6 protein-coding genes and 2 pseudogenes are annotated in these 11591 nt (G+C 47.8%); all 8 read right to left on the bottom strand.

Annotated features, from left to right (window positions below; translation table 11 throughout):
• Window positions 1-201: 201 nt before the first annotated feature.
• Window positions 202-1269 carry a nitronate monooxygenase family protein gene (locus DW083_RS06225; protein WP_115500399.1) on the bottom strand — a complete coding sequence of 356 codons (1068 nt, stop codon included), beginning with the start codon at window positions 1267-1269 and terminating at the stop codon, window positions 202-204.
• A 177-nt stretch (window positions 1270-1446) separates the two neighbouring features.
• Window positions 1447-2263, bottom strand: a pseudogene (locus DW083_RS06220) (phosphate ABC transporter substrate-binding protein).
• An 82-nt stretch (window positions 2264-2345) separates the two neighbouring features.
• Window positions 2346-3641, bottom strand: a complete 1296-nt coding sequence (locus tag DW083_RS06215; RefSeq protein ID WP_122331811.1) for a hypothetical protein — start codon at window positions 3639-3641, stop codon at window positions 2346-2348.
• Window positions 3642-3803: 162 nt separating this feature from the next.
• Window positions 3804-5711, bottom strand: a complete 1908-nt coding sequence (locus DW083_RS06210; RefSeq protein ID WP_122331810.1) for a beta-N-acetylhexosaminidase — start codon at window positions 5709-5711, stop codon at window positions 3804-3806.
• Window positions 5712-5752: 41 nt separating this feature from the next.
• Window positions 5753-6316, bottom strand: coding sequence for an ORF6N domain-containing protein (locus DW083_RS06205; protein WP_122331809.1), 564 nt, complete (start codon window positions 6314-6316; stop codon window positions 5753-5755).
• Between the two features lie 50 nt (window positions 6317-6366).
• A complete protein-coding gene (locus DW083_RS06200) occupies window positions 6367-6930 on the bottom strand; it encodes an ORF6N domain-containing protein (protein WP_122331808.1) in 564 nt (187 codons plus the stop codon).
• A 173-nt stretch (window positions 6931-7103) separates the two neighbouring features.
• Window positions 7104-7709: a porin family protein gene (locus DW083_RS06195; RefSeq protein WP_115500405.1), complete on the bottom strand. Its 606-nt coding sequence runs from the start codon at window positions 7707-7709 to the stop codon at window positions 7104-7106.
• 91 nt (window positions 7710-7800) lie between these two features.
• Window positions 7801-11492 (bottom strand): annotated as a pseudogene (purL, locus tag DW083_RS06190) (phosphoribosylformylglycinamidine synthase).
• Window positions 11493-11591 lie beyond the last annotated feature (99 nt).

The following is an 11591-nucleotide window of genomic DNA, read 5'->3' as shown; positions in this document are numbered from 1 at the left end:
GTGAAACAAAAGAAATCCAACTGTAACATAGAAGGAAGACAATTGTGACATGAAAAGAATACAGCTGTGACATGCAGTAGAAGACCGATGTTTACCCGTTAGTTGCACAAAGATTCGCCTGAGCAGTGGCGGCACCTATCGATAATGTAAAAAGGGCATCCTTTTGGGACGCCCTTTTTACATTGTAAGGAATATCAGATATTACTCTTTTGCTTTCCAGTCATTGATCAGTTCGTTGATCGTTTCCTTTACCGACATGATCCGGGTTGTTCGCCAGGCGTTGCTGCCGGCAAACGCGTAACCGTTTTCGAAATTGCCTTTGAATGCGTTATACAAAGCTGCAATGATACAATAGGGGCTTCTCGAAATATCGCAAGTCTTGATGCAGTTGAAAGGGCAGCTCTTCGGCTGTTTCAGGCCTTCTTTTACCTTCTGCAAGAAAGTGCTGTGTATCGCTCTACCTGGCATGCCGACCGGACTTTTGATGATCTCGATGTCCTTTTCTTCCGCTTTTACATAGCTTTCCTTGAAAGCCTCGGAAGCGTCGCACTCGGTGGTGGGAACGAAACGGGTACCTAACTGAACGCCTGATGCTCCAAGGTCCATCACACGTTTGATATCTTCACCCGTATAAATGCCTCCTGCTGCAATTACCGGGATTCTCTTGTTATATTTTTCTTCGAAGTGGGATACTTCTTCTACTACCTGGGGCAGCAGTTCTTCCAGCGAGAAGTGCTCGTCTTCCAACTGGTTTTCCTTATAGCCTAAGTGTCCGCCTGCTTTCGGGCCTTCCAGCACGATTGCATCGGGGAGGTAGTCGTAGTTGTTTTTCCATTTCTCGCAGATGATGCGGGTGGCACGTGCGCTCGATACGATGGGTACCAGCTTCGTCACGCTGTCTTTCTTCAGGAATGAAGGTAAGTCCAGGGGCAAGCCTGCTCCACTGAAGATAATGTCTACCTTTTCTGCGATACTGGTTTTAACCAGTTCGGCAAAATCGGAAAGGGCAACCATCACGTTCACACCGATGATGCCTTTTGCTTTTTCGCGGGCTTTCCGTATTTCAGCTGCAAGACCGAGATTTCCGGCTTCTGTGTAGTTGGGAGAAAGCTTTTTATATAAGAGTCCGAGACCGGCGGCGGAGATAACGCCAATCCCGCCTTCATTTGCAACGGCTGAGGCTAAGCCGGAAAGAGAGATTCCTACGCCCATTCCACCTTGGATGATTGGAATGCGGGCCTTAAGATCCCCAATTGTTAATGTCTTCATGTGACTAAAAAATATGTTTATAAAAGATATTGGGACAAAGGTAGCATATTTAACCAAAGAATGTGCAAAAAGCACCAATAATATTGCACAAATCTGTAAATTATGTGCATCAAGGCTTCGCGGGAATAAAAAAGGACAGAGTGTGTCTCTGTCCTGGGTTGACTTGCATTATTTAACTTATTTGACCGGGATGTAACCGACTTGTTTCACTGTTGTCTGCCCTTCTGAAGAAAGAATATAATCGATGAACGGCTTTACTTTTCCCTCGTTTTTTACTTCATAGTAGTAGAAAAGCGGACGGACGATCGGATAAGTTTTGTTCTTTGCGTTCTCGAAAGACGGTTCGGTAAATGATTTGCCTGCATCATACGATACATGGATCGGTTTTACCTCTTTATTTACGTAGCCAGGCCGACATAGCCGATTGCTCCTTTTGTCTGACTGACAGACTGGATGATGGCTCCGGTTGCGGGCATACTGAGGATGCCGTTCATGTAGTTTTTATTCTTCAGAACGCTTTCCTTGAAGAACTCGTAAGTACCGGAAGAGGTTTCACGTGAATAGGCCACGATTTTCATGTCGGCGCCGCCCACTTCTTTCCAGTTTTTGATCTTTCCGGTGAAGATGCCTTCCAGTTGCTCGCGGGTCAGGTTGGACACTTTATTGGACGGATGTACGACTACTGCCAGCGCATCGTAGGCGATAACCACTTCTTTCGTGTTCTTCTTTGCTTCCTGCAGTTTGACTTTCTCGTCGAACTTCATTTTACGGGAAGACATGGCAATATCGGTTGTCCCTTCCATCAATGCTGAAATACCGACACCGGAACCACCGCCGGTTACTGTTATTTTAGCTGATTTATTTTTGTTCATGAAGTTCTCTGCTTCTGTCTGGCTGAGCGGCAGGCAGGTGTCACTTCCTTTGATTTTCTGTGCAAATACATTTGATGTAAACAAACAGGCGGCCATGGCTGCAGGATAATCGTCTTTTTCATTTCGCTAAATATGAATTAAATTTCTGTATGCAAAGTAACTACAGAGGTGTTGCAAGGGTATGAAACAGATGTTACGTTTGTATTAAAACTTATATTGCAGGCGAAGCGTGAAGACGTTATCTTTCCGGTCTTTTTCATAGCCTTTCACGAAGTCGCTCTTTTCGTTAAAGTTAAATTCGTAGTAAGCTTGTACGCGGATGTGTTTGTTGAAACGATAGAGAGCCCCGACGCCCAGGGTACTTTGGGCAAGGTCTGTCTTTGAGGTGAAACTGTTTTCGACACCGATCTCGTTCCCTTTCAGTTTGGTGTTGGGATCATAAGCGTCATATTTCAATACAGCAGAGAAAGGAGATGCTCCGATGTCCTGTACCAGATAGAAGAAATAGCCGATGAAGGGACGTTTGAACAGCGAGTTTTCCGGCAGGTTTTCCGGACGTGTCCCGGTGTTCGGACTTTTGCTGCTGCCGGCGATGCCGGGTTGTGTTCCTAATAATCCTTCACCCCGGAGGGTTGTGATACCCCAGGAGCTATGGAAGGAGAATTGTGCATCCATGCCGATGTATTCACGTTTCATATAGGTGCCGGTTTCGCCTTTGTCGATTTCGACGAATTGTTTACCTTGAAGCTCGTAAGCAGTCGTAGTCGGATTGTAGACACCGCCGTTGTAGTAGGAGAGGCCTAATCCCCATTTCGCCCAGTTGCCGATTTCTTTCTCTGCTCCGAGGCGGCCGATGAAGTCTTTCCTGCTGTCGGTCTCGCGGTTAATGCTGTTACCAGCGAAAAGACCTGCGTCCAGGCGGAGGAAGGCAAGAGGGCTTTTCTTATCTGCGCGGAGTGTCAGCATGGCACCCAAATCGCGTTCGTCGGGGAAGAAATACTGGATGATTGTTGCACGTTCGGGCGATTCGAGGCCGCTGGTAGAGTAACTGATTTCATGACCAAAAGGGCGGTTGAACACACCGGCCATCAATTGGCTGCGTTTGGTCCAGGGATCTTTAATACCGATATACAGGTCACGGAAGCTGACGCCTTTATCGTTGGCTTCGAGCTGTACGGCGCCGGTTCCGATACCGTCATTATATTCAAATTTCAATCGTCCGCGCCGGATGCCGAAACGGTTGAAGCCTTTATCTGTATGCTCGTTTTTGTCGCCCACCTTCAAGGTTGCATCTTCCTGTCCATATTGGAATTGTCCTTGTATATACGCGGATACTTTGAATTTATTGAGTTTTTGGACCAAGTTGCCCAGTGTCGTTGTCTCTTCTGCCAATGAATCTACACGGGCGTTCAGCTTTTCCATCTCCGGCGCTTCCTGCGCCAGCATGGCAAACGGAAGCAGGGCCAACAGGCAGAATGCGATAATTGTTCTTAATTTCATTCCTGATTTTTTAGGGATTAAATGATGATTTACGATGATACAATAACCGCCCCTACGAGGTCGTTATCCGCTCACCCATAAATCATCATTTATCGTTATAATTTACACTGCAAAGGAATAGAAATATTGTTTCACATTTACGACATACATATTACATTTCTGTTACAGGTTGCCGATGACGCGGCGGGTATCTTCCGCCCGTTTCTCCAACTCCTTAATCGTTAATGTAATAACTTTGCCTATCGGGCGATTGTCCCGGTAGGTGACGACACGCAGCCAGGTCGCGTTCTTAGGAACGCGGAGCGGAGCTTCATACTTGGGTGTGAAGTTGTCTGGGTCTGTATTGTCGAATGTATAGTAGATGTCGAGATTACCCGGTTCGCTGTCCAGTGCGATTTCCAATGAGCCGTCCTCCGTATAGCGGGGTGTAACAATAGCGTTATACATGCTACGGGCATATTTAATTTGTGCTTCATCCGCACGTAGGAAATGCTGTTCGACACGTGGCCAGAACTGGTCCCAGTTTGCCTTCTCCGGTCCGGTCCAGAGCACTTCGGCAAGGGCCCATCCGCGTGGCCAGGTCATATATTCGGCATGGCGGAAAGTCGGAACCGATTCAGCCCAGAGGTTGCCTTGTCCGCCTAATATCATTTCTGCCGGTACGCCGTCGGGAACCGGATTGAAACTGTAAGAGTCTTTCAGGCGGCACATGGAGTAGGTGTCCGGCTCTACGGACGGCTCGCCCTGCCAAAGGTCGATGTAGCAATGTTCGGTCGGTGTCATAATCACATGATGGCCGGCTTTGGCCGATTTGATACCGCCTTCCATGCCGCGCCAACTCATGACAGTGGCATCGGGAGCCAGTCCGCCTTCGATAATTTCATCCCAGCCGATCAGCTTTTTCCCTTTCTCTTTCAACAGGCTTTCCATGCGGTGGATAAAATAGCTCTGCAATTCGTTTTCGTCTTTCAGGTTCTCCGCTTTCATGCGGGCCTGGCAGCGCGGACATTTGTGCCAGAAACCTTTGAAACATTCATCCCCGCCGATATGGACATATTCGTCCGGGAAAAGGGCGGCGACTTCCGTCAATACCTTGTCCATAAACTCGAAGGTGGTTTCTTTGCCGACGCAAAGCGTGTTCTCGTCTTCTCCGTAGAATTTATTTCCTACGCCGACAGTCTCAGGCGCTTTCATACAGGCCAGTTCGGGATAGGCGACAAGAGCTGCGAGGCTATGTCCCGGAACATCTATTTCCGGAATGACGCGCACATACCGTTCTGCTGCGTAGGCCAGCACCTCTTTCACGTCATCTTGCGTGTAGAAGCCTCCGTAAGTCGCCTCTTCGCCGGGCAACTGCTTCTCGCGTTGCCACCATTGTCCTACACGGGGCGCACGCCAAGCGCCGACCTCTGTCAGGCGGGGCAATGATTTTATTTCCAAGCGCCAGCCCTGGTCGTCCGTTAGATGCCAGTGGAAGACATTCATTTTGTATTCGGCCAGTTGGTCGATATATTTTTTCACTTCCTCTTTGGTGAACCAGTGCCGGCTGACGTCCAGCATCAGTCCGCGCCAGGCAAACTGCGGTTTGTCGGTGATGTCGGCGCATGGGATCGTCCAGTCGAAGTCTTCCTGTTTCCGGTCGCTCTTTATCTGTGGGGGAAGCATTTGCAACAGGGTCTGCACACCGTAGAAGATTCCGGCAGGCTGGTGTGCGGTAATGATGACGTCACCGTGTTTGACCAGCAGGTGATAGCCTTCTGCTCCGAGTGTCGCATCGTCTGTCAGCTCGAATTTGATGTTCCCGTGTTTCTCAACCGGTATTTCGAAACCGGTAGCGGGAGCTGTCTTGCTATTCAGGTAATGCGCAATCTTCAGCAGTTCCGGATTGGATGAGTCGAGCGTGATTGCGGCACGGCGTGTAAGGCTGAAAAAATCATTCTTTACTGTAATCTCTTGCGGAGCGGGAATCAGAGCTGGTTTATCCTGATTTGGTATTCCTTGTTTGTCGGAACAGGAAATGAAGCCTGACAGCAGGCTTGCAACAGCAAGTATGAATAGCGACTTTTTCATTCTTATATGTGTTTTATGATTTGAGCGCGAAGATAGAGATTCTATTTCACAAAGCCAATTTTTGGTCTTGGTTTGTCATTCAAGCTCTTTTTACTTTGCAATTCAGCCAGTGTTTGGTTAATCAGTTCCAACTGCATGCGGGTGTCGTCGTTGATGTCGTTGTAATCGGCAAAAGCTTCTTCGACATACGTTTTCAATTCTTTTATTTCTTGCTGGAGTTCCATAATCCTGTCTGTTGGAGGATTTAATATTAATTCCCGAATAGCAACGAAAGCACGAGTTATTAAAATACTGGTCTGTACTGCTATATCACTTCTTAGCACACTTGCGAGCATTATAACTCCATGTTCCGTGAAAGCATATGGATTTCTTCGAACTCCCATCTTTATAGAATTGGAGGTCACAATTTGTGACTTCCAAATTTGGGTTTCATTATCGGTTAACTGAAACATAAAGTCTTCAGGAAAACGATCGGGGTTCCGTTTGACTGCTTGGTTCAATACTTTAGTCTGAACTCCATACATTTCAGCCAGATCACGATCCAGCATAACTTTATACCCTCTAATCTCATAAATCTTGTTCTGGATAACTTGTAATTCTTCCATTTGTCGTAAATTTAGTAAAGGTTTATATTTACGTTACTAAGATAGATATTCTATTTCACAAAGCCAATCTTTGGCCGGGGTTTATCAATTAAGTTCTTTTTACTTTGCAATTCAGCCAGTGTTTGGTTAATCAGTTCCAACTGCATGCGGGTGTCGTCGTTGATGTCGTTGTAATCGGCAAAAGCTTCTTCGATATATTCTTTGAGTTCTTTTACTTCATTCTGGAGTAGGGTGAAATCATTTTCTTTTGATTGAATGGGGAATTGTCTGATGAGTACGAATGCACGCATAATCCCTCTATTGATTTCAATGGCAATATCGGATTTAAGAACACTACTAAGCATCGCTACACCTAATTCTGTAAAAGCAAAAGGCAAATACTTAATGTTAAAACCTCTTCCTTTGTTCAAGATGCCAAAATGGCATCTTGAAAGTTCCTCCCGAGTTAACTCAAACATAAAATCATCCCCTTCAAATCGTTTCATATTACGTCGAACAGAACGTTTTAATTGGGCTGTTTCAACTCCATAGAGCTCAGCCAGATCGAAATCCAGCATAACTTTATTCCCTCTGATCTCATAAATCTTGTTCTGGATAACTTGTAATTCTTCCATTTGTCGTAAATTTTAGTAAAGGTTTATATTTACGTTGCGAAGATATACATTAAAGTGAAGGGAACAAATTAATAGCCGGATATAATAAACAAGAGGTGTAGTATATTGAGAACTACACCTCTTGTTTAGAATGTAAGGGGTCTTTTGGCTTATTCTTATTCTCCGGAGTGAAATCAGAATTTCCAGCCAAGATTGATCTGGAGTACACCGTTGCGGGATTTTTCTCCTCCCCAGTTTATATTTTCTCCTCCGAGATTCATACCATCGTCCGAGAGTATATTGGTGAGTCCGATATTATAGTTCATGGAGACCAATAAGCCGGAACTAAACTGATAACCAAGTCCGAGACCTAAAGCAACATCGACTTTATTGTATAAGTCTTTTGTCTTAACGGAACCACTGACCTTGCCCTCGGATGCGGAAATCTTGGAACCGACCAGAAAGCCGAACTGAGGACCGGCAAAAGCGTAAAGCCCTTCATATAAGTAGGCTTTTGCATAAATCGGAATATTCAGATAATCATTTTTGAATTTCGCAGTAGCTCCACTTTCTGATACTTTTATACCTTGCATGGAATAGTAAATGCCCGGTTCGATAGCAAATTGGGGATTAATAAGAAACTCTGCTGCGACACCGATGTTTAGTCCCGGTTTCATGTTTCCCCCGTCACTGTTTGTCATGGTGGCCAGATTCAATCCGACTTTCGGGAGGAAATGAACTTCTTGTGCACTAATCTGTAAAGTGACAAACAGAAACAACAATAAAGCAATCTTCTTCATAATGGATGATGTTTTAATGATTAATAGATAAACAACCTTTCTTAAATAAAAAAAGTCGCGCTATATTATAACGCGACTTTTCATTGAAATATTATTTCTTGCGCTCTTCAATCCACTTCCGTGCATTCACGAAACCTCGATCCAGGGAGTGACTTCGTCGTTGTTGCGGCGATCTTCCGGATAGTAACCGCACTGCCAGGGGAACATGGCGCGTTCCAGGTGAGGCATCATGGCCATGTGGCGGCCGTCGTGCGAGCAAACACCGGCAACCGACCAGGGCGAACCGTTCGGGTTGGCGGGATAGCCTTCGTAGTTGTACTTCAGCGCAATGTGATATTCCTTTTCTTCGTACGGGAAAGAGAACTTGCCCTCTCCGTGCGTGATCCAGATACCTAATTTCAAACCGCTCATCGAGCCGAACATAACCGAATGGTTCTTCGGAATCTCGACCGTGATGAAGTTCGATTCGAGCTTGTGCGAATCGTTGTGCAACATCTTATGTTTCTTTTCATGCTCCGGATAAACCACGCCTAATTCGGCCATCAGCTGGCAACCGTTACAGATACCCAAACTCAGCGTGTCGGGACGTGCATAGAAGTTATCCAATGCCTTTTTCGCCTTCTCGTTATATAAGAAACCGCCGGCCCATCCTTTGGCAGAGCCCAAGACATCGGAGTTGGAGAAACCACCGCAGAAGACGATCATGTTTACATCTTCCAACGTTTCGCGTCCGGAAGCCAAGTCGGTCATGTGAACGTCTTTCACATCGAAACCGGCCAGATACAGGGCGTAGGAAGTTTCGCGTTCGCACTGGCAACCCTTTTCACGGATGACAGCGGCACGGATTCCGCTCTGGCCTTTGCGGTCAGCTGTCAGGCCGTAAGCAGACAGCTTGCCGGTGAAGCCTTTCGGATATTTGAATTCCAACGGCTGCATCTTATAGTTTTCGAAGCGGTTACCAGCACATACGCTGCCACTCTGCTTGATATCCAGCTTGTAAGACGATTCGTACCAGACGTCACGCATATAGTCGATGCCGAAATGATATTGGATGCCTTCTTTGGAAATTAGGATATGACGTTCGCTGGTCGGCTTGGCGATAGCGGCAAAGCCTACGCCTGCTTCTTCCATCAGCTTCTCGAATGCTTTCTTGTCTTTCACCTGAACCAGGATACCCGGGTTTTCGGCAAACAGGATCTTGACGATATCCTGTTCGGACAGCTTGTCTAAATTTACTTCCAGACCGCCTTCGACGTTGGCGAAACACATCTCGAGCAATGTCGTGATCATACCGCCGGCCGAGATATCGTGTCCGGCAAGGATCAGGCCCTTTTCGATTGCATCCTGGACTGCGTTGAACGCATCGGCGAAATATTCGCTGTCCTTTACGGTCGGCACTTCGTTGCCTAACTTGTTCAACACCTGTGCAAGAGCGGAACCACCCAACTTCATCGTGTCGAACGAGAAGTCTATATAATATATGTAAGAATTCTTTTCGTGCGCCAATACCGGAGAAACGATCTTGCGGATGTCGCTCACCTCTGCACCTGCCGAAATGATAACCGTACCCGGAGCGATCACTTTGTCGTCTCCATACTTCTGCGTCATCGACAAAGAGTCTTTACCAGTCGGGATATTGATGCCTAAGGCACAGGCAAAGTCAGATGCTGCCTGAACAGCCGTATAGAGGCGGGCGTCTTCACCTTCGTTGCGGCACGGCCACATCCAGTTGGCACTCAAGGAAACACCAGCCAGCTTGTCGGCCAGCGGAGCGAAGACGATGTTCGTCAATGATTCTGCGATTGCCATAACCGAACCGGCAGCCGGATCGACCATTGCCACCTGCGGAGCGTGACCGATAGAAGTGGCGATACCCGCTTTCCCGCGATAGTCTAACGCTACTGCACCTAAGTCGCTCAACGGCAACTGTAATTCACCCTGGCATTGCTGGCGGGCGATCTTGCCTGTCACGGAACGGTCCACCTTGTTGGTCAACCAGTCCTTACATGCCACAGCTTCCAATTGAAGCACGTTTTCCAGATAATGGTGCAGTTCGGATTCCTTGTAAACCACCGGAGCATAGGTCTCTTCAACCGTATGGTCCTTCATTATTGTTCTCGGCGGTTTACCGAACATATATTCGAGTTTGATGTCGATCGGTTTCACGCCGTCGGCCTGTTCGAAAACAAACTTCATGTCGTTGGTCGTTTCACCTACGACATACATCGGAGAGCGTTCGCGGTCGGCAATGCGTCGTACGCGGGCAACATCCTCTTCCTTCATCAGCAAGCCCATACGTTCCTGGCTCTCGTTTCCCACAATTTCCTTGGCGGAAAGTGTCGGGTCGCCAACAGGCAACTGGCTCATGTCGATATGCCCTCCGGTCGCTTCCACCAGTTCGGACAGACAGTTCAGATGGCCGCCTGCACCGTGGTCGTGGATAGAGATGACCGGATTGTTGTCCGACTCGGCAATGGCACGGATTACGTTGGAAACACGTTTCTGCATTTCCGGGTTGGCACGTTGTACGGCGTTCAGCTCGATACCGCTGGTGTACTGGCCCGTGTTCACCGAAGAAACGGCACCGCCGCCCATACCGATACGATAGTTGTCACCACCTAACAGCACGACCTTTTCGCCCGGTTCGGGATCGCCCTTCAGCGCGTCGCGCATATTGGCATAACCTACACCGCCGGCAAGCATGATCACCTTGTCGTATCCATATTTCTTGTTGTTCTCTTCATGTTCGAATGTCAGCACCGAACCGCAGATCAGCGGTTGTCCGAACTTGTTACCGAAATCGGAAGCACCGTTCGACGCCTTGATCAGAATCTGTTCCGGAGTCTGGTACAACCAGGGACGCGGGTCGAGGATCTTTTCCCATTCGCGGGCCCCTTCGGTACGCGGGTAAGCCGTCATGTAGACTGCTGTTCCGGCAATCGGAAGCGAAGCCTTACCACCGCCCAGACGGTCGCGTATCTCACCGCCCGAACCCGTTGCAGCGCCGTTGAACGGCTCGACTGTTGTCGGGAAGTTGTGTGTTTCGGCTTTCAGCGAGATAACCGATTTGATTTCCTTCACTTCATAGAAATCAGGTTTGTCGCCGCTTGCCGGTGCAAACTGTTCGATCACCGGGCCTTCGTTGAACGCCACGTTATCTTTATAGGCGGAAACCAACTTATTCGGGTTCTCCGCCGATGTTTTCTTAATCAGGTTAAAGAGGGAGCTTTCTTTCTCTTCTCCGTCGATGATGAACGTACCGCCGAAGATCTTGTGGCGGCAGTGTTCCGAGTTTACCTGTGCGAAGCCGTACACTTCGCTGTCGGTCAGCCGGCGTTCCAACTTCTGGCTCACTTCGTTGAGGTAAGCCACTTCTTCGTCGCTCAACGCCAGTCCTTCCTGCTTGTTGTAGGCGGCGATATCTTCGATATAGACAATCGGGTCCGGTTGTTTACTGATCGTGAAGATGTCCTGGTTCAGACCGTTGTAGATGCGTTGCAACATCGGGTCGTGTTCGGCTTCGCCCGATGAAACGGGGAAGTATTCCTCGATGCGTGCGATGCCTGTGAGCCCCATATTCTGGGTGATTTCCACAGCATTCGTACTCCAGGGGGTAATCATTTCCCGGCGCGGTCCCACGTACCAGCCTTCCAGCGTTTCAGCCTGGAGAGGTTTTGCCTCGCTAAACGCCCAAACTAATTTTTCTACATCTTCAGGAGAGAAAGCGTGTGCAGCCTCCACAGCTAACACCGTCTTTGTAGGAGATTGAAAGAATAGAATCATATCGTCGATTTATTAATGGTATTCGTTCGTACAAGGGATAACAAAGGATATCCCTCGCTTACAGGGTGCAAAGATAGTAATTTACTATTTAACCATACG

It is taken from the genome of Parabacteroides sp. AF48-14 (assembly GCF_003477465.1).
GTDB classification, from domain to species: Bacteria; Bacteroidota; Bacteroidia; order Bacteroidales; family Tannerellaceae; genus Parabacteroides; species Parabacteroides acidifaciens.
Note: the sequence above shows the minus strand (reverse complement) of the source record. Positions and strands in the feature narration are given on the sequence as shown.

Bases quoted from the DNA above. Each gene is read 5' to 3' on its own strand.
- DW083_RS06225 (WP_115500399.1), bottom strand. From the start codon at position 1,269: ATGAAGACATTAACAATTGGGGATCTTAAGGCCCGCATTCCAATCATC.
- DW083_RS06215 (WP_122331811.1), bottom strand. From the start codon at position 3,641: ATGAAATTAAGAACAATTATCGCATTCTGCCTGTTGGCCCTGCTTCCG.
- DW083_RS06210 (WP_122331810.1), bottom strand. From the start codon at position 5,711: ATGAAAAAGTCGCTATTCATACTTGCTGTTGCAAGCCTGCTGTCAGGC.
- DW083_RS06205 (WP_122331809.1), bottom strand. From the start codon at position 6,316: ATGGAAGAATTACAAGTTATCCAGAACAAGATTTATGAGATTAGAGGG.
- DW083_RS06200 (WP_122331808.1), bottom strand. From the start codon at position 6,930: ATGGAAGAATTACAAGTTATCCAGAACAAGATTTATGAGATCAGAGGG.
- DW083_RS06195 (WP_115500405.1), bottom strand. From the start codon at position 7,709: ATGAAGAAGATTGCTTTATTGTTGTTTCTGTTTGTCACTTTACAGATT.